The organism is Albidovulum salinarum (assembly GCF_025673475.1).
GTDB classification, from domain to species: Bacteria; Pseudomonadota; Alphaproteobacteria; order Rhodobacterales; family Rhodobacteraceae; genus Albidovulum; species Albidovulum salinarum.
In genome coordinates this window covers 77174-94963 of the sequence record NZ_JAOVQO010000003.1, presented here as the reverse complement: position 1 = coordinate 94963, position 17790 = coordinate 77174, and the positions used below count along the sequence as shown (strand labels likewise).

Annotated in this window: 16 protein-coding genes; 11 read left to right on the top strand and 5 right to left on the bottom strand. The window is 67.2% G+C overall.

Going from position 1 to position 17790, the window contains the following annotated elements; all coding sequences use genetic code 11:
• The first annotated feature begins 98 nt into the window (after positions 1–98).
• The gene (locus OEZ60_RS04010; RefSeq protein ID WP_263333449.1) at positions 99–1376 is read left to right on the top strand and encodes a DUF3422 family protein; all 1278 of its coding nucleotides are present in this window, start codon (positions 99–101) and stop codon (positions 1374–1376) included.
• A 29-nt stretch (positions 1377–1405) separates the two neighbouring features.
• The gene (locus OEZ60_RS04005; protein ID WP_263333447.1) at positions 1406–2722 is read left to right on the top strand and encodes an NAD(P)/FAD-dependent oxidoreductase; all 1317 of its coding nucleotides are present in this window, start codon (positions 1406–1408) and stop codon (positions 2720–2722) included.
• A gap of 84 nt (positions 2723–2806) precedes the next feature.
• On the opposite strand, the gene OEZ60_RS04000 is transcribed toward OEZ60_RS04005, so the two are convergent.
• The 3 genes from OEZ60_RS04000 to OEZ60_RS03990 all read right to left on the bottom strand — a co-directional run bounded on the left by OEZ60_RS04000 (position 2807) and on the right by OEZ60_RS03990 (position 6326).
• The gene (locus OEZ60_RS04000; RefSeq protein ID WP_263333445.1) at positions 2807–4105 is read right to left on the bottom strand and encodes an NAD(P)/FAD-dependent oxidoreductase; all 1299 of its coding nucleotides are present in this window, start codon (positions 4103–4105) and stop codon (positions 2807–2809) included.
• A 10-nt stretch (positions 4106–4115) separates the two neighbouring features.
• Positions 4116–5516 (bottom strand): aspartate aminotransferase family protein, encoded by a 1401-nt coding sequence (locus tag OEZ60_RS03995; protein WP_263333442.1) that lies wholly within the window; start codon positions 5514–5516, stop codon positions 4116–4118.
• Positions 5517–5648: 132 nt separating this feature from the next.
• The gene (locus OEZ60_RS03990; RefSeq protein WP_263333440.1) at positions 5649–6326 is read right to left on the bottom strand and encodes a GntR family transcriptional regulator; all 678 of its coding nucleotides are present in this window, start codon (positions 6324–6326) and stop codon (positions 5649–5651) included.
• A 174-nt stretch (positions 6327–6500) separates the two neighbouring features.
• Between OEZ60_RS03990 and OEZ60_RS03985 the strand changes: the two genes are divergently transcribed.
• From OEZ60_RS03985 to OEZ60_RS03955, 7 genes are all read left to right on the top strand, one after another.
• Positions 6501–7583, top strand: a complete 1083-nt coding sequence (locus tag OEZ60_RS03985; protein ID WP_263333439.1) for a polyamine ABC transporter substrate-binding protein — start codon at positions 6501–6503, stop codon at positions 7581–7583.
• Between the two features lie 65 nt (positions 7584–7648).
• The gene (locus tag OEZ60_RS03980; protein ID WP_263333437.1) at positions 7649–8791 is read left to right on the top strand and encodes an ABC transporter ATP-binding protein; all 1143 of its coding nucleotides are present in this window, start codon (positions 7649–7651) and stop codon (positions 8789–8791) included.
• A gap of 16 nt (positions 8792–8807) precedes the next feature.
• Positions 8808–9698 carry an ABC transporter permease subunit gene (locus tag OEZ60_RS03975; RefSeq protein WP_263333750.1) on the top strand — a complete coding sequence of 297 codons (891 nt, stop codon included), beginning with the start codon at positions 8808–8810 and terminating at the stop codon, positions 9696–9698.
• Entirely contained in the window at positions 9695–10513 is an 819-nt protein-coding gene (locus OEZ60_RS03970; protein ID WP_263333435.1) for an ABC transporter permease subunit, read from the top strand. Before OEZ60_RS03975 ends, OEZ60_RS03970 begins: the two co-directional genes overlap by 4 nt.
• A gap of 14 nt (positions 10514–10527) precedes the next feature.
• Entirely contained in the window at positions 10528–11859 is a 1332-nt protein-coding gene (locus tag OEZ60_RS03965; protein WP_263333433.1) for an NAD(P)/FAD-dependent oxidoreductase, read from the top strand.
• Between the two features lie 106 nt (positions 11860–11965).
• The gene (locus OEZ60_RS03960; RefSeq protein ID WP_263333432.1) at positions 11966–13129 is read left to right on the top strand and encodes a M20 aminoacylase family protein; all 1164 of its coding nucleotides are present in this window, start codon (positions 11966–11968) and stop codon (positions 13127–13129) included.
• Positions 13126–13884, top strand: coding sequence for a glutamine amidotransferase (locus OEZ60_RS03955; RefSeq protein ID WP_263333430.1), 759 nt, complete (start codon positions 13126–13128; stop codon positions 13882–13884). Before OEZ60_RS03960 ends, OEZ60_RS03955 begins: the two co-directional genes overlap by 4 nt.
• A gap of 14 nt (positions 13885–13898) precedes the next feature.
• Here OEZ60_RS03955 and OEZ60_RS03950 read toward each other — a convergent pair whose 3' ends face one another.
• Together OEZ60_RS03950 and OEZ60_RS03945 are read right to left on the bottom strand one after the other, a co-directional pair.
• The gene (locus tag OEZ60_RS03950) at positions 13899–14324 is read right to left on the bottom strand and encodes a DUF1810 domain-containing protein (protein ID WP_263333428.1); all 426 of its coding nucleotides are present in this window, start codon (positions 14322–14324) and stop codon (positions 13899–13901) included.
• A gap of 88 nt (positions 14325–14412) precedes the next feature.
• Positions 14413–15420, bottom strand: coding sequence for a GlxA family transcriptional regulator (locus OEZ60_RS03945; protein ID WP_263333426.1), 1008 nt, complete (start codon positions 15418–15420; stop codon positions 14413–14415).
• Between the two features lie 147 nt (positions 15421–15567).
• On the opposite strand from OEZ60_RS03945, the gene OEZ60_RS03940 reads away from it, so the two are divergent.
• Positions 15568–16554 (top strand): GlxA family transcriptional regulator, encoded by a 987-nt coding sequence (locus tag OEZ60_RS03940; protein WP_263333424.1) that lies wholly within the window; start codon positions 15568–15570, stop codon positions 16552–16554.
• A 111-nt stretch (positions 16555–16665) separates the two neighbouring features.
• Positions 16666–17787: a bactofilin family protein gene (locus OEZ60_RS03935; protein WP_263333422.1), complete on the top strand. Its 1122-nt coding sequence runs from the start codon at positions 16666–16668 to the stop codon at positions 17785–17787.
• Positions 17788–17790: the final 3 nt, after the last annotated feature.

The window sequence follows — 17790 nt, the reverse complement described above, 5'->3', positions numbered from 1 at the left end:
GCTCAAAAGCAAGTATACCTCGGTGTGCCTGTCACCGGCACGCTTTCCCCCCGCAAATGCCCTGGCGGGCGCTATGGTCCGGCACGGAGACGCAACCCATGATCGACGACCATCCCCTGCGCTACGCGCTTGTGAACGAACTCCACGCGCGGCCCTTCCCGTCGCTCGACCTGCCCTGCCACGCCGTCTATTTCGCGGTGAAGCAGCCGGTCGACGCCCATAACCGCGACCGGGCCGAGGACCGCGGTCATCTCCTGTCGCTCCTCGACCGGCATGGCGCCGCGCATCCGCCCGACGGCGCAACCCACCACGCCGCGCGGATCGGACGGCACGACCTGAAATGGGAAAGCCATACCGAGTTCGTGACCTATTCTGCCTTCGGCAGGGGCGTCGGTGACCGCGCCTTCAACCCGGCCGAGGCCGAGGTCTTCCCCGCCGACTGGGCCGCGCGGGCGCCCGGCAGGCGCGTCGCCGCGATCCTGATCCGGGTGGAGCCGCTGCCCGACGACCTCGAGACCGTCAAGACGCGGCTCGAGGAGTGGTTCGTCCCCGAAAGTCTCGCCTGTTCCTGGGTGCTGGACGAGACGGCGATCATCGCCGGCGACTTCCAGATCGACCCCGCGGGCTTCATGCGCTTCGCGATCTTTCCCCGGCCGGGCACCGGCGCCCGCCGCATCGGCCGCATCGTCCAAAGGCTTTGCGAGATCGAGACCTACCGGGCGATGTCGATGCTCGGCCTCGGCCGGGCGCGTGAGCTCAATGGCCGGCTCAACGCGCTCGACCCGAAGCTGTCGGAGCTGGTCGCGACGATGTCCGACAAGGGCCGCGACGCCGAGGACACGCTGCACGAGCTTCTGGCGATCTCCGCCGAGCTTGAGGCACAGGCCGTGCGCCATGCCTTCCGCTTCGGTGCGACCGGTGCCTACGAGGCGCTCGTCACCCAGCGGGTGCAGGTCCTGCGCGAAACGCGGTTCAACGGCCGCCAGACCTTCGCCGAGTTCATGACCCGCCGCTACGATCCGGCGATGCGGACGGTGAAATCGGCCGAGCGGCGGCTTGAGCAAATGGCCGAGCGGGCCGAACGCGCCGGCGAACTCTTGCAGACCCGCGTCGACGTCGAACGCTCGGGCCAGAACCAGAAGCTCCTGGAGAGCATGGACCGCCGCGCCGACCTCGCGCTCAGGCTCCAGCACACGGTCGAGGGGCTCTCGGTCGTCGCGATCTCCTATTACGCGGTGAGCCTCGGCAGCTATTTCCTACAGCCCCTCGCCGATGCGATGGGCTGGAAGAAAAGCCTGTTGACCGCGGCACTGGTGCCGCCGATGCTGCTCGCCGTCTGGCTGATGATCCGGCGGATCCGCCAGAAGATGCACTGAGCACGCCCGGGGCGGAGGCAGGTTCCAGAGTGGCGTTTCCGATCTCCGTCGCGAGCCCGGTCCGCTTCCCCGGCCCGCCGCCGAAGGCCGCCGACGTCGTGGTGATCGGCGGCGGCGTGATCGGCGTGATGACGGCATGGTACCTCGCCCGCCGCGGTGTCCGGGTCGTCCTTTGCGAGAAGGGCCGGATCGCCGGGGAACAGTCGAGCCGCAACTGGGGCTGGGTGCGCCAGCAGGGCCGCGACCCGGCCGAACTGCCGATCATGATCGAGGCGCTGTCGATCTGGAAAGGGCTCGAGGCCGAGGCGGGCGCCTCGCTCGGCTTTCGCCAGACCGGCGTTCTCTACATCGCCAACGGGGCGAGGGACATGGCGGCGCACGAAGCCTGGACGGCGCATGCGCGGGCGCATGGCATCGACACGCGGGTGCTGTCGCGCTCCGAGGTCAGGGCGATGCTACCGGGCGACGCGGGATGGACCGGCGGGATCTGGACCGCCTCGGACGCGCAGGCGGAACCCTGGATCGCGGTGCCGCGGCTCGCCGAGGCGGCGGCGGCGCGCGGCGTCCGGATCGTCGAGAACTGCGCGGTACGGGGGCTCGACATCGCGGCGGGGCGCGTCGCGGGCGTGGTGACCGAGATGGGACGTGTCGCGGCGGAGCGGGTGGTGCTCGCGGGCGGGTCGTGGTCGGCGCTCTTCGCCCGGACGCACGGGCTTGGGCTGCCGCAGCTCTCGGTCCGCGCGACGGTTGCAGCGACCGCCCCCCTGCCGCAGATCTTCGCAGGCGCGGCGGCCGACAGCCGCTTCGCGCTCCGGCGGCGGCAGGATGGAGGCTACACGCTTGCCCTGCGGCTCACCCACGACTTCTACCTCGGCCCGGATGCGTTCCAGCATTTCCGGACCTATCTGCCCCTGATCCGCAAGGACATCGCCGGCACGCGGTTCAAGCCCGCCGCGCCGCGCCACTTCCCCGATGCCTGGCGGACGCCGCGCCGCTGGACCGCTGACGAGGAGACCCCGTTCGAGCGGATGCGCATCCTCGCCCCGGCCCCCGACCTGCCGCAGGTCGAACGGATGCGCGACCGGTTCGCCGCCGCCTTCCCCGGGCTCGGAAAGCCGCCGATCGCCGCCGCCTGGGCCGGCATGATCGACACGATGCCGGATGTCCTGCCGGTGATCGACCACGCCGCGGCGCTGCCGGGCCTCACCATCGCGACCGGCCTGTCGGGCCACGGCTTCGGAATCGGCCCGGGCATCGGCCGCGTCACCGCCGATCTCGTCGACGGCCGCGCGCCCGGCCACGACCTCGGCCCCTTCCGCCTCGCGCGCTTCGGCTCCGGCGCCTAGGGCGGGCCCGCAGTTCCGCCCCGGAGCTTCTTCATTGCTGAAATACCCCGGGGGTCCGGGGGCAGCGCCCCCGGCCTCGCCGCCTCAGAGCCGGTCGCGGAGCGAGAACCACAGCATCGCCAGCACCAGGAGCGGCCAGCGCAGCGCGATCCCGCCCGGGAACGCGCGGGTCGGGACCGAGGCCATCAGGTCGAACCGTTCGGCCTGGCCGGCGATCGCCTCGGCCGCGAGCTTGCCGCCGAGCGTCGCGAGCGCAACGCCATGCCCCGAATAGCCCGAGGCGGAAAGGATGTTCCCGGCGAGCCGCTCGAAATGCGGCATCCGGTTCATCGTGATGCCGAGCGTGCCGCCCCAGGCATGGGTGATCTTCGCATCCTTGAGCTGGGGATAGATCTCCAGCATCGGCTTGCGCACCAGCGCCGCGATATCGGGGAAGCGGTAACCGTAGCTCTCGGCGCCGCCAAACAGGAGGCGGTGGTCGTCCGAGAAGCGGAAGTAGTTGATCACGAACTTGGTGTCGGCGACGGCGTGGTTGCCCCGGATCAGGCTTTCCTGGCTCTCGGGCATCATAGGTTCGGTCGCGACGATGAAATTGTTGATCGGCATGACGCGGGTGGCGACGCGCTTATTGAGGTCGCCGAGATAGCCGTTGCAGGCAAGGACGACATGGCCCGCAATGATCTTCGCCTTCTCCGTCGCAACCGTGGCGGGCGCGGTCTCAGTGATCGCCGTGACCTTGGAGCGTTCGAAGATCCGCACGCCTTTCGCCTGCGCCGCCCGGGCGAGGCCGAAGGCGTAGCGCAGGGGATGCAGGTGGCCGCCGCCCATGTCGATGTCGCCGCCGTGATAGGCGGGCGAGCCGACCATGTGGCGCATCTCCTCGCGGTCGAGCGGGCGGATCAGGTCGTAGCCGTAGTCGCGCGCCATCTTCTCGGCGTAGTCGCGGGCATGGGGGACATAGCGGGCGCGGTGGCAGGCGTGGATGATCCCCGGTGCGAAGCCGGCATCCGGCGCGTGCTCGGCCGCCAGGGCCTTCGTCAGCGCGACGCTTTCCTGCGCGAGGTCCCAGAGCGCCCGGGCGTGGTCGAGCCCGACCAGCTTCTCCAGCGCCTCCTGGTCGAGCCGCTGGCCGGTCCCCACCTGGCCACCGTTGCGGCCCGACGCGCCCCAGCCGACGCGATGCGCGTCGAGCAGGATCACGTCGAAGCCGCGCCCGGCGAGGTGAAGCGCCGCCGAGAGTCCGGTGAACCCCGCGCCGACAACGCAGACGTCGCAGGTCAGATCGCCCGTGGCTTGCGCGTAGGGGCCCGGAGCCTCGGCGCTGTCGGCGTACCAGGACCGGGGATATTCCCCGGCCCTGTCATTGGCGTAAAGGATGTCCATGCGGCCCCGCTCAGGCCGCCTTCAGCAGGCCGTCCGCCTTGATCCCAGCATAGGTCTCGTCGAGCGACTTCGTTGCGCGGGCGATGAAGACGTCGATCTCCGCCGGGGTGATGACGAGGGGCGGCGAAATGATCATGCGGTCGCCGACATGGCGCATCACGAGGTTGTTGGCGAAGCAGCGCTCGCGGCAGCGGTAGCCGACGGTGCCGGCCTCGGAGGCGAAGGCGGCGCGGTTCGCCTTGTCCGGCGTCAGCGCGATCGAGCCCATGAGGCCGATGAGCCGCGCCTCGCCCACCAGCGGATGGTCGGCCAGGGCGTTCCAGCGTTCGGCGAGGTAGGGATGGGCCACGTTGCGGACATGGTCGAGGATGTTTTCCTCTTCCAGGATCTCGAGGTTGCGCAGCGCGACGGCCGCGGCGACGGGATGGCCGCAATAGGTGTAACCGTGGTTGAAGTCGTCGCCCGAGTTCGCGACCGTGTGGTAGACCTCATCGCAGATGATCGAGCCGCCGATCGGCGCGTAGCCCGACGACAGGCCCTTGGCGATGGTCATGATATGCGGCTTGATGCCCATGGTCTCGGAGCCGAACCAGTTGCCGGTGCGGCCGAAGCCGGTGATGACCTCGTCGGCGATCAGGAGAATGCCGTACTTGTCGCAGATGCGCTGGATCTCGGGCCAGTAGGTCGAGGGCGGGATGATCACGCCGCCCGCACCCTGGACCGGCTCGCCAATGAAGGCGGCGACGCGGTCGGCGCCCAACTCGTTAATCTTGTCCTCAAGCTCGCGGGCGCGCACCAGACCGAATTCCTCGGGCGTCATGTCGCCGCCCTCGGCGTACCAATGCGGTTGGCCGATATGGACGATGTTCGGAATCGGCAAACCGCCCTGGGCGTGGATGCCGGCCATCCCGCCGAGCGATCCGCCGCCCATGGTCGAGCCGTGGTAGCCGTTCTTGCGGGCGATGATGATGTTCTTCTCGGGCTTGCCCTTCACGTCCCAGTAGCGGCGGACGAGGCGGATGTTGGTGTCATTCGCCTCCGAGCCAGATCCGGCGTAGAACACGTGGTTCAGGTCGCCCGGCGCCAGTTCCGCGATCTTCGCCGCGAGCGCGATGGCGGGAACGTGGCTGGTCTGGAAGAAGGTGTTGTAATAGCACAGCTCTTCCATCTGCCGCGCCGCCACCTCGGCGATGTCCTTGCGGCCATAGCCGAGGTTCACGCACCAGAGGCCGGCCATGCCGTCGAGGATCTCATTCCCCTCACTGTCGGTGAGATAGACGCCCTTGCCGCGGGTGATGATGCGCGCGCCTTTCTTTGCGAGCGCGGCATCCTCGGTGAAGGGGTGCATGTGATGCGCCGCGTCAAGCGCCTGGAGTTCTTTCGTCGGCATGTGATTGGTGATCTTGGTCATCGCGGAACCTGTCGTGTTCGGGCCTGTAGGGCGGGTGTCGCAGTGCGGTCGGCGCCGCGTCGGGCGGGCGTCGGCCAGTCTGTCAGTCACGCACAGGATATGATCAAAACCGGCGATGTCAATAGAATTTGATCAAATTCCGGAAGGGGGGAGCGAAAGCCGTACCTGCTCGATTCCCTGGGCGATGTCACCCTCGAGCGCCGCGGCGAGCTGGGCGGCATCTCCCGAGCGCATCGCATCCAGCGCCTCGCCGTGGCGGTCGGGCAGGTTGGCAGTGCCGTATCGGCCGCAGACCACCCGGAGCGAGGGGCCGAAACGCAGCCAGAGCATCTGGGCGATCGACAGCAGAATCGGTGCTTCCGCGCGTTCATAGAGCGTGAAGTGAAAGTTGAAGTTGCCGCGCAGGTAGCGCTGGACATCGCCTCCGGCGATGGCCTGGTCGATCTCGCCGTCGATCCGCGCCAGTGCGGCGATATCATTTGCCCGCAGATGGTTGGTCGCCATCTGTGCCAGCTTCGGTTCGATCGTCAGGCGGGCAAAGGCGATCTCGTCGAGTTGCGAGACGGTGAGCTGGGGCACCGACACGCGGCGGTTGCCCTGAAGTTCGAGCGCACCTTCGGCGGTGAGCTTGCGGATCGCCTCGCGCACGGGGGTCATGCCGGCCTCGAGCGTCGCGGTCAGACCCTGGATCGTCACCGGCTGGCCAGGCGCGAGCTGACCGAAGAGAATCATGTCGCGGAGTCGGCAGTAGGTGATCTCGTGCGAGGGCACCTTTCTGGGCGATTCGCTGGCGTTGATCATGTTTTTCATTCGGGTTTCTCGACAGGGGCTGTGCGATATTTTGTTTCTGCCATAATAGATTGCGCTTTGCGGAAATGCCATGTTGATTTGAGTCGAAAAATTTGATCAAAATGGCGCAACAAGAGGCGAAGACCCTGCGGATGGCCCTTGGGCTGTCCACTCCAACAGACCTTAGGAGGTACTATGAAGCTTACGGGGATGACGATGGCGGCCGCGATCGCGGTGGCCGGCGCGGCGGGGGCCGAGGAGGTCCATGTCTACAACTGGTCGGATTATATCGACGAAGCGCTCCTGGCGAAGTTCAAGGAAGAAACCGGGATCGACCTGATCTACGACGTGTTCGATTCGAACGAGATCCTCGAGACCAAGCTGCTCGCGGGTGGTTCGGGCTACGATGTCGTGGTCCCCTCGGGCACGTTCCTGTCGCGTCAGATCCAGGCCGGCGCGTTCCAGAAGCTCGACAAGTCGAAGCTCTCGAACGTCGGCAACGTCTGGGACGCGATCGCCGAGCGGACCGAGAAGTACGACCCGGGCAACGAGTACTCGATCAACTACATGTGGGGATCGACCGGGATCGGTATCAACGTCCAGAAGGTCAAGGAGGTGCTCGGCGAGGATGCGCCGGTCAACTCGCTGGCGCTGGTCTTCGATCCCGCGAACGCGGAAAAGCTCGCGTCCTGCGGCATCCACATGCTCGACGCGCCGGTCGAGATCATCCCGGCGGCGCTGAAGTATATCGGCGAAGACCCGGATGCGCAGGATTTCGAGACGATCTCCAAGGCCGAGCCGGTGTTGACGGCGATCGCGCCCTTCGTGCAGAAGTTCCACTCGTCCGAATACATCAACGCGCTCGCCAACGGCGACATCTGCGTGGCCTTCGGCTGGTCGGGCGACGTCTTCCAGGCACAGGCCCGCGCCATCGAGGCCGATAACGGGGTCGAGATCGAGTATCACATCCCGAAGGAAGGCGCGCTGATGTGGTTCGACCAGCTGGCGATCCCGGTCGACGCGCCGAACCCGGACGCCGCCCACAAGTTCATCGACTTCATCCTCGATGCGAACAACGCGGCCGCCGCTTCGAACTATGTCTACTATCCGAACGGCAACAAGGCGTCGCAGGAGTTCCTTGATCCGGAGGTGATCGGCGATCCGGCGATCTATCCGGACGAGGAGACGATGAACAACCTCTACACCACGACGACCTGGGATCCGAAGGTCAACCGCGACGTGACGCGGCTCTGGACCAAGGTCAAGTCGGGTACCTGAGCGCACCTCCCAATCCTGCCCCGCGCCCTTCCGGCGCGGGGCTTCGCATATCACACGAGGACATAATGGATCAGCAGTCCGCCAACCGCCCGGTCTTCGCCCCCTGGAACGATCCGAACGAGAAGCCGTTGATCCGGTTCCAGAACGTGACGAAGAAATTCGGCGAATTCATCGCAATTGACGATCTGACATTGGACATCTACCGGCGCGAATTCTTCGCGCTCCTCGGGCCGTCGGGTTGCGGCAAGACCACGCTGATGCGGATGCTTGCGGGCTTCGAGAAGCCGACGACGGGTACGATCCTGCTCGACGGTCAGGACATCGCCCCGATCCCGCCGAACCGGCGCGCGACGAATATGATGTTCCAGAGCTACGCGCTGTTTCCGCATCTGTCGGTCTGGGACAACATTGCCTTCGGGCTGAAACGGTCGGACATGCCCGCCGACAAGATCGGCGCCCGGGTCGAGGAGATGCTGCGCCTCGTCCGGCTGGAAAAGTTCGCCAAGCGCAAGCCGCACCAGATCTCGGGCGGTCAGCGCCAGCGGGTGGCGCTCGCGCGCTCGCTCGCCAAGGCGCCGAAACTCCTGCTGCTGGACGAACCCTTGGGCGCGCTCGACAAGAAGCTCCGCCAGGACACCCAGTTTGAGCTGATGGACATCCAGGAAAAGACCGGCACCACCTTCGTGATCGTGACCCATGACCAGGAGGAGGCGATGACGGTCGCCAGCCGCGTCGCGGTCATGGACCACGGAAGGATGATCCAGGTCGACACGCCCGACCGGATCTACGAGACCCCGAACTCGGTCTATGTCGCGGACTTCATCGGCGACGTGAACATCATCGAGGGCACTGCCGCGCCGAAGGGCGAGGGCAAGGTTGCCATCGCCTGGGCCGAGGGTCAGCCGGAGATCGCGGCCACCCCGGCGGGGCAGGTCGCCAAGGGGGCACGGGTGCATTTCGCGATCCGGCCCGAGAAGGTGGCGATCACCACCGAGAAGCCCGAGGGCCGCGCCAACGCGATCGAGGGGGCCGTCCACGACATCGCCTATCTCGGCAATATCTCGACCTACAAGGTCGAGGTTGCGGGCGGGCGGATGATCAAGGCGCAGGTCGCCAACGACCGCCGCATCTCGCGCCGCGACATCAGCTGGGACGACCGGGTGTGGCTGTCCTTCACCGACACCGCCGGCGTCGTGCTGCTGAGCTGAGGGGGGCGTCATGAATATCCGCCGGCTGTTCCTGATCCTCGCACCCTATGCGTGGCTTCTGGTCTTCTTCCTCATTCCGTTCGCGATCGTTCTGAAGATCGCGCTGTCGGACTATGCGATCTCGATCCCGCCCTATACGCCGGTGCTCGATCTTTCGGCGGGCTGGGAGGGATTCAAGTCCTTCCTGAGCGCGCTCGATTTCGAGAACTTCACCTTCCTCGCCGAGGACGCGCTTTACTACACCGCGTATCTCTCGAGCCTGAAGATCGCGATCATCTCGACCTTCCTTACGCTGCTCGTTGGCTATCCGATCGCCTACGGGATGGCGCAGGCACCCGACGAATGGCGTCCGACGCTGATGATGCTGGTGATCCTGCCGTTCTGGACCTCGTTCCTGATCCGCGTCTATTCCTGGATGTCGATCCTGTCGAACGAGGGCTTCCTCAACCAGCTCCTGATGTGGACCGGGCTGACCGACAGCTCCATCCAGATCCTCAACACCAATACGGCCGTCTACATCGGCATCGTCTACACCTATCTGCCGTTCATGGTGCTGCCGATCTACTCGGCGCTGGAAAAGCTCGACGGATCACTGATCGAGGCGGCCGAGGATCTCGGCTGCTCGCGGATCCAGGCCTTCTGGCTCGTGACTTTCCCGCTGTCGCGCCCCGGCGTCATCGCCGGCAGCTTCCTCGTCTTCATCCCGGCGCTCGGCGAGTTCGTCATTCCCTCGCTCCTTGGCGGATCCTCGACCCTGATGATCGGCAAGGTGCTGTTCGAGGAGTTCTTCAACAACCGCGACTGGCCGGTCGCCTCGGCCGTGGCCGTCGTGCTGCTCCTCATCCTGATCATCCCGATCGTGCTCTTTCAGCGCAACGAGCAGAAGCAGAGGGAGGCTGACCAATGAACCGCCGTTTTTCCTGGTTCAACGCGACCTCGATCACGCTCGGCTTCGCGTTCCTCTACCTGCCGATGATCATCCTCGTGACCTTCTCGTTCAACGAGTCGAAGCTGGTCACGGTCTGGGCCGGGTTTTCCACCAAGTGGTATGGTGAGCTCTTTCGCGATCAGGCCTTCCTGAACGCGGCCTGGGTGACGCTGAAGGTCGCCGTCATCTCCTCGACGGTGGCGACCGTCCTCGGCACGATGGCGGCTTACGTGATCGTCCGGGCCGGGCGCTTTCCCGGGCGCACGATGTTTTCCGGCATGATCTACGCGCCGCTCGTCATGCCGGAGGTGATCACCGGTCTCGCCATGCTTCTGCTCTTCATCACCATCGGGCTCGACCGCGGGGTCTTCACCATCATCCTCGCGCACATCACCTTCACGATGTGCTTCGTTTCGGTCGTGGTCTCCTCTCGCCTCGCGACCTTCGACCGGTCGCTGGAGGAGGCGGCGCTCGATCTCGGCTGCACGCCGTTCGACGCGTTCAAGTCGGTCACCCTGCCGATCATCGCGCCGGCGGTGGTCTCGGGCTGGCTTCTCGCCTTCACGCTCTCGCTCGACGACCTTGTCATCTCGCAGTTCGTGGCGGGGCCCTCGGCGACGACGCTGCCGATGAAGATTTTCTCCTCGGTGCGGCTTGGGGTGAATCCGCAGATCAACGCGCTCTCGACGATCCTGATCTCGATCGTGACGGTCGGAGTGATCAGCGCCTCGCTGATCTCCAAGCGGTCGATCGCCCGACAGCGTGCCGAAGAACTGGCGGCGGTGCGGACCTGAACGGCGCCTTGGCGATGCGGCGCATTTACGAGGATCACGGCTACGGCGGCGGCCCGGTTGCGGGTTGCTACTGGGGCACGACAATCGAGCGGCCGGGTCCAGGTCCGGCGCTCGTCGGTGCCGAACGGGCCGAGATCGCGGTCATCGGCGGCGGCTATACCGGGTTGTCGGCGGCCCTGCACCTCGCTCGCGACGCGGGCGCCGATGTCGCGGTCCTCGAAGCAGAGGCGATCGGCTGGGGGGCTTCGGGGCGCAATGGCGGGTTCGCCTGTATCGGCGGTACCAAGGCCAGCGAGGCGACGCTCCGCCGCCGCTTCGGTGACGCGGGGCTTGCCGAATGGCATGGCGCGCAGAAGGAGGCGGTGGCGCTCGTCGGCGATCTCATCGACCGGCACGGGATCGCGGCCGACGTTCATTCGAAGGGCGGGGAGGTCGTGCTCGCGCATCGGCCGCGCGATCTTGCCGCGCTCCGGGCCGAGGCGCCGGAGCTGGAGCGGGCTTACGGGGTTCGGACCGAGCTCATCGGACCCGGCGAGCTGGCGGGCGAGGGGCTCTCGGGGCCGGGGTTTCACGGCGCGCTGCGCTTGCCGCTCGGCTTCGCGCTCAACCCGCTGAAATATGTGCTGGGCCTTGCCCACGCCGCGCGCGAGGCGGGGGCACGGCTCTATGAGAATTCGCCCGTCATACGGATCGAGCCCTTGGGCGATGGCTATCGGCTTCACACGCCCGATGGCGTCCTGGAGGCCAAGAAGCTGATCGTCGCCACCAACGGCTATTCAAGCGACGACCTGCCGGGCTGGATGGCCGGGCGCTACCTGCCGACGCAGTCGGCGGTGCTGGTGTCACGCCCCCTGACACCGGAGGAGATTGCCGGGCAGGGCTGGTCGAGCGATCTCATGGCCTATGACACGCGCCGGCTCCTGCACTATTTCCGGTTGATGCCGGACCGGCGTTTCCTGTTCGGGATGCGCGGCGGCATCCGTGCCGATGCCGCGGCTCAGGACGCGATGCACCGCAAGATCCGGGCCGATTTCGAGGCGATGTTCCCCGCCTGGGCCGGTATCGAGACGCCGCATTACTGGTCGGGCTTCGTCTGCCTGAGCTGGCATCTGACCCCCTATTCAGGCCCCATCGGCGATTGGCCAAATGCCTGGGCTGGTTTCGCCTATCACGGTAACGGCGTGGCGATGGGAACCTATGCGGGACATCTGCTCGCGCGGCTTGCGACCGGGAGGGGTGCCGCGCCCGCGGTGATGGCAATGCCGCCCGCGCGGTTTCCGCTCGGCCGGTTCCGCCGTGCGCTCCTGGCGCCGGCCTACGCCTGGTACGGTTTCCTGGACAGGTGATGACACCCCCCAGACCTTGCGGGGCGCGGCGATTTGGCAGAGGATCGCCCGCGAACCGCGCCGGCCAAAGCGCAAGGCGCCAAGAAGAACCGGAGGGAGCCCATCCATGCCCGTCAAGAACCGCTTCGCCGAACTCCTGCCGGAAATCACCGGCTGGAGGCGCGATTTCCACGAACATCCCGAGCTTCTGTTCGACACCCACCGCACCGCCGCACGGGTCGCCGAGCTTCTGAAGGGGTTCGGCTGTGACGAGGTGGTCGAGGGAATCGGCCGCACCGGCGTCGTCGGCGTGATCAAGGGCCGGACCGACACCAAGGGCAAAGTGATCGGGCTTCGCGCCGACATGGACGCGCTGCCGATCATCGAGGCGACGGGGCTGCCCTATGCCTCCAGGACCAAGGGCAGGATGCATGCCTGCGGCCATGACGGCCATAGCGCGATGTTGCTCGGCGCGGCGAAGTACCTCGCCGAGACCCGCAACTTCGACGGCACTGCCATCGTGATCTTCCAGCCCGCCGAGGAGGGCGGCGGCGGCGGCCGCGAGATGTGCGAGGACGGGATGATGGAGCGGTTCCGCATCCAGGAGGTCTACGGGATGCACAACTGGCCGGGCCAGCCCGTCGGCTCCTTCGCGATCCGCCCCGGCGCTTTCTTCGCCGCGACCGACCAGTTCGAGATTGTCGTCGAAGGGAAGGGCGGCCATGCCGCCAAGCCGCATCAGACGATCGACACGACCGTGGTGGCGAGCCAGATCGTCATCGCCTTGCAGACCATCGCCAGCCGCAACGTCGATCCGGTCAGCCAGGTCGTCGTCTCGGTTACGAGCTTCGAAACCGAATCCAAGGCCTTCAACGTGATCCCGCAGACGGTGACGCTGAAGGGGACGGTGCGGACGCTCGACAAGGCGGTGCGCAAGCTGGCCGAGACCCGGCTCGTCAAGATCGCCGAGGCCACGGCGGATGCCTATGGCGCCAAGGCGCATGTGAACTACATGCGCGGCTATCCGGTGATGGTGAATTCCGAGGAGCAGACCGGTTTCGCCGCGCAGGTGGCCTCGAAGATCGCGGGCAGCTGCGGCAAGGCCCCGCTGATCATGGGTGGCGAGGATTTCGCCTTCATGCTCGAAGAGCGGCCGGGCGCCTACATTCTCGTCGGCAACGGTGACACCGCGATGGTCCACCACCCGGAATACAACTTCAACGACGACGCGATCCCGGCGGGATGCTCCTGGTGGGCGGGCATCATCGAGGAGCGGATGCCGGCGGCATGACGGCGAAACCGTTCCTCGTCCTGCAGCTCCGCCCCGAGACCGAGGCCGCCGACGACGAGTTCGCTGCGTTCCTGCGCAAGGGCGGGCTTGGCGCGGAGCAGACGCACCGGATCCGGCTCGATCTCGAGCCGCTGCCGGAGGGGCTTGATCTGTCCGACTATTCCGGCGTCATCGTCGGCGGCGGCCCCGGCTGCGTCAGCGACGCGCCGGAGGAGAAATCCCCGGTCGAGGCGCGGATCGAGGCGGCGGTCCTCGGCATCATGCCCGAGATCACGGCTCGCGATGTTCCGTTCCTCGGCTGCTGCTACGGGATCGGCGTGCTCGGCCACCACCTCGGCGGCCGGGTGAGCAAGGCGCGCTATGGCGAGCCGGTCGGGGCCACGCTCTGCCGGGTCACGCCCGAGGGGGCGGCCGATCCGCTGATCGCGGGGCTGCCGGAGCAGTTCCTCGCCTTCGTCGGCCACAAGGAGGCACTTCAGGAACTGCCCGAGGGCGCCGTTCACCTGCTGGCCTCCGATCCGTGCCCGTTCCAGATGATCCGTTACGGGCGGAACGTCTATGCCACCCAGTTCCACCCCGAGGCCGACAGCGACGGGTTCGAGCTGCGCATCCGGATTTACCGCAACAAGGGCTATTTTCCTCCCGAGGATGCCGACCGGCTGATCGAGATGTGCCGGCAAAGCGACGTGCACATGCCGGAGATCATCCTGCGCCGCTTCGTTGAGACCTACCGGCGGGACGCCGATCCCGCGTAAGCGGCAATCGCGTCCTACTGTTCCGCCAGCGCCTCAAGCGTTCGCCTGCAGGGATGGCCGCCGTGGAAGCGGTCGAGAAGGCTTTGCATCAGGAGCGCCGTCTTCCCCGTCGCGGCTTCACGAAAGAGCGTGGCGGAGGACCGCAGTTTCAGCGCGTCGATCGGGCCGAGGATCGCCTCGGCAGGGCGGTCGTCGTGCAAAAGGAGCGCCTCGGCGCAGGCTGTGAGGCGGGTTAAAAGCACCGGGTCGGCGAGATAGGCGCGTGCCTCGGCCAGATCCTCGATGCCGAAATACTGCGCGGTGGGCGAGCGGCCGAGGCCCCTGAGCTGGGGGAAGATGAACCACATCCAGTGGCTTAGCTTGGCGCCCGCGCGCAGCTCGGCCAGCGCCGTTTCGTAGGCTTCACCCTGGGCGTCGTGAAAGCGTCTCAGATCGGGCATCCCGGTTCCTCCTGCCCGGCCATGCAGGGTCGGGGTCGGGGCGAAGGATAGCGGAGGAGCGGGGCGGTGGGAACGTCGGGTGCCCGGATCAGGCGCTAACGGCGCGCATCTTCTTTGGCGTCACGTCATAGGCGGCGCGGAAGTTCTTGGTGAAATGCGAGGTCGACTTGTAGCCGCAGGCGACCGCGATCTCGGTGACCGAAAGCTCGGTCTGCAAGAGCAACGAATGCGCCTTCTCAAGCCGCATCTGCATGTAGAAGTTCATCGGCGTGGTGTTGAGGTAGCGCGCGAAGAGCCGTTCGGTCTGGCGCACCGACATCGCCGCGATATCGGCGATCTCCTGCGCGGTGAGCGGCGTCTCGAGGTTCTGCTCCATGCAGTTCAGCACCTTCACGAGACGCGGGTTGCGCATCCCGTAGCGCGACTGGATCGAGACCTTCTGCTGCGACTTTGGGCTGCGCACGCCGTTGCAGACCATCTGGTCGGCGATCCGGGTCGCGACATCGGTGCCGTGCGTCTCGGCGATAAGGTGCATCATCATGTCGGCCGCAACCGCGCCGCCCGGTGCCGTGGGCCGGCGACCGAGCACGAAGGCGTTGCGGCTGATCCGGATCTCGGGGAATTCCTCGCCGAAGCCCTCGATCGCGTCCCAGTGAACCGCGCATTCCTCGCCGTCGAGAAGCCCCGAGCGGGCCAGCGCGTAGACGCCCATGCAGAGCGAACCGATCTTGACGCCATGCGCCGCCTCGCGGCGGAGCTGCGCGCTGAGCCGCGCGTCGTTCTGGCGCCGCGTCTCTGGGCCGCCGACGACGATCAGCGTCTCGCCGCGGGCCAGGGGCGCGAAGCCGCTTTCGACGAGGACCGTCATTCCGTTCGAACAGGTGGCAGGCGCCCCGGTAAGCGACACCAGCCGCCAGGAATAGGAGTCGCGGCCGAGGATCTCGCGCGCCAGCCGCAGCGGCTCGATCGCGGAGGCGAGGGCGATGTGGGTGAAGCCGTCGAGCAAGAGGAAGACGAAGCTGGATTTCGCCGGGTTCGGCGCGGGCGCGGCGGCCGGAACCCTGTGGAGCGCGCGGATCGGAGACTGGTGGGACATGGCGGACCTCCTCGGCAGGAATGTGCCCGGGACCGGGCCAGTGTCGCAAAGTGGATGGTTTGTTGTCGATTTCGTCGCGTTTTCGTTGGATAAATGCGGCAATGAGACATCATCTTTGCGTCGCGTCCTCGTGAAAGGCTTCCTGTGATGGTTTCTGCCGCCCCTCATCTGTCGCCAAGGTTGCGCGTGGGCATCATCCCGGCCCGCCGCTTCACGCTCGCGGCGCTTGCGAATTTCATCGACGTGCTGCGTCTCGCGGCCGATGAGGGCGACCGCTCGCGGCCGATTCTGTGCAGCTGGCGGGTGATCGCGCCGACGCTGGAGCCGGTGGACAGCAGCTGCGGGCTCGCGGTGCAGCCTGACGAGAAGCTCGGCGATCCGGCGCGGTTCGACTATATCGCCGTCGTCGGCGGGCTGATCGGCGAGGCGCAGCGGCTTCATCCCGACGTGATCGCCTACTTGCAGCGCGCGGCGGCGGCGAAGGTGCCGCTGATCGGGCTTTGCACCGGGGCGTTCGTGCTGCACCGGGCAGGGCTGATGCAGGGCTACCGGTGCTGCGTGAACTGGTTCCACCGCGACGACTTCCTCGAGGAGTTCGAGGGGCTCATTCCGGTCACCGACCAGATCTTCGTCGTCGACCGTGACCGGCTGACCTGTTCCGGCGGCTCCGCGACCGCGCATCTCGCCGCGTTCCTCGTCGACCGCCACATCGGCCGGGCGGCGGCGCGCAAGAGCCTGTCGATCATGATCGTGGACGAGGCGCTTGCCGCCGAACGGCCGCAGCCCGGCCTGCCGATGGAGCTGAACGCCTCCGATCCCTTGGTGAAGCGGGCGCTTCTTTGGATGCAGCAGATGCCCGAGACGCCGCTGCCGGTCTCGCGGCTCGCCGATCAGCTCGGCGTGAGCCGCCGCAAGCTCGAACGCCATTTCGGTGCGGCGCTCGGGCTGACGCCGGCCGAGGCGGGGCGGCGGATCCGGCTCGCGCAGGTGCGGGCGCTGCTCGAGCGGGGCGAGAAATCGGTTACCGAGATCGCCGCCGAGACCGGGTTCTGCGACGTCTCGCACCTGATCCGCGTCTTCCGCGAGGCCGAGGGCGTGACACCCGAGGCCTGGCGGCGCGAGCGGAGCGGATGACCGGGACTCCCGGCCGCAGCGGGACCGAGGGCGGCAAGTCGCATTGATCCTGCGCAGGGCCGCGGGCGGATCTGCGGCTATGCTGGGCAGCGGATTTGCCGGGAGGATGTCATGCGAAACTTCATCCGCGCCATGACCGTGCTTGTACTGACCGCCGCGCCGGGAAGCGCGGAGGAGAAGGCGCAGACCTTCGACTTCGGAGGCGACAGCTTCCGGGCGGGGGCCACCGTGGTCCTGGATGCGGCCGGCACCGACGATCTCTTCATGGCCGGCGAAACCGTGCGCGGCGAGGCCGATATCTCAGGTTCGGCGCATCTGGCCGGGCGAAGGGTGACGATGACGGGCGCGGTCGGCGGCGATGCCTACCTGGCCGGGATGGACGTGGTGCTGGAGGGGCCGGTGGCGGGCGATGCGACGCTGGCCGGCTACGACGTCCGGGTCGGTGCCGTCGGCGGCGACCTGAGGCTCTCCGGCGCCAAGCTGGCGGTCGGGGGGCCGGTGGCGGGCTACGCTTTGATCGCCGGTGACGATGTGCGGATCGGCGCGGCCATCAAGGGAGACGTCAACCTCACCGCGCGCACGGTTGAATTCGCGGACGGCGCCCGGATCGACGGGAAGCTCACCCTCTTCGAGGAAGCGCCCGGCACGCTGACGATCCCCACGAGTGTCGCGTCCGAGGACCGGATCGAGCGCCGTGACCTCGCGGAATGGGAGGCGGCGGCCCGGCCCCTGACAGGCTGGAGCTGGACGCGCGCGGTGGGGCGGTTCCTGACTGGCGTCATCATAGTCGCAGCGCTGGCCGCGCTGGTCGCGGCAGTGATGCCGCGGACACTGGCCGCGATGCGGCGCAGCATTCTTGAGCGGCCGCTGCGGAACCTCTGGATCGGCTTTCTCGCGCAGTCGGCGGTGATCGGCTCGGCGGTACTCTTCGCGATGACGCTGATCGGCGCCCTGCTGGTTCCCGCGGTGGTTCTCGTCGCGCTGGCGGGCGGCTTCGTGGGCTACATCCTCGCGGTCTACGCCTTCGGCGTGGCGCTCGTTCAGGCGGTGGGCCGTCCCGAGCCGCAAAGCGTCGGCGAGCGGGCAATTTGCGGGGGCGTCGGCGCGCTCGCGGCCGGGATCATTGCACTCGTTCCGATCCTCGGCTGGCTCTTCGTGCTGGCGCTGACGCTGACCGGCCTTGGCGCGGTCGTACAACGCTTGTTCCGGCCGCGGTTCCTGGCGCCTGCCTGACCC

Excerpts from the sequence above, each read along its gene's own strand:
- OEZ60_RS04010 (WP_263333449.1), top strand. The coding sequence starts at position 99 with ATGATCGACGACCATCCCCTGCGCTACGCGCTTGTGAACGAACTCCAC.
- OEZ60_RS04000 (WP_263333445.1), bottom strand. The coding sequence starts at position 4,105 with ATGGACATCCTTTACGCCAATGACAGGGCCGGGGAATATCCCCGGTCC.
- OEZ60_RS03995 (WP_263333442.1), bottom strand. The coding sequence starts at position 5,516 with ATGACCAAGATCACCAATCACATGCCGACGAAAGAACTCCAGGCGCTT.
- OEZ60_RS03990 (WP_263333440.1), bottom strand. The coding sequence starts at position 6,326 with ATGAAAAACATGATCAACGCCAGCGAATCGCCCAGAAAGGTGCCCTCG.
- OEZ60_RS03985 (WP_263333439.1), top strand. The coding sequence starts at position 6,501 with ATGAAGCTTACGGGGATGACGATGGCGGCCGCGATCGCGGTGGCCGGC.
- OEZ60_RS03980 (WP_263333437.1), top strand. The coding sequence starts at position 7,649 with ATGGATCAGCAGTCCGCCAACCGCCCGGTCTTCGCCCCCTGGAACGAT.
- OEZ60_RS03970 (WP_263333435.1), top strand. The coding sequence starts at position 9,695 with ATGAACCGCCGTTTTTCCTGGTTCAACGCGACCTCGATCACGCTCGGC.
- OEZ60_RS03965 (WP_263333433.1), top strand. The coding sequence starts at position 10,528 with ATGCGGCGCATTTACGAGGATCACGGCTACGGCGGCGGCCCGGTTGCG.
- OEZ60_RS03960 (WP_263333432.1), top strand. The coding sequence starts at position 11,966 with ATGCCCGTCAAGAACCGCTTCGCCGAACTCCTGCCGGAAATCACCGGC.
- OEZ60_RS03955 (WP_263333430.1), top strand. The coding sequence starts at position 13,126 with ATGACGGCGAAACCGTTCCTCGTCCTGCAGCTCCGCCCCGAGACCGAG.
- OEZ60_RS03950 (WP_263333428.1), bottom strand. The coding sequence starts at position 14,324 with ATGCCCGATCTGAGACGCTTTCACGACGCCCAGGGTGAAGCCTACGAA.
- OEZ60_RS03945 (WP_263333426.1), bottom strand. The coding sequence starts at position 15,420 with ATGTCCCACCAGTCTCCGATCCGCGCGCTCCACAGGGTTCCGGCCGCC.
- OEZ60_RS03940 (WP_263333424.1), top strand. The coding sequence starts at position 15,568 with ATGGTTTCTGCCGCCCCTCATCTGTCGCCAAGGTTGCGCGTGGGCATC.
- OEZ60_RS03935 (WP_263333422.1), top strand. The coding sequence starts at position 16,666 with ATGCGAAACTTCATCCGCGCCATGACCGTGCTTGTACTGACCGCCGCG.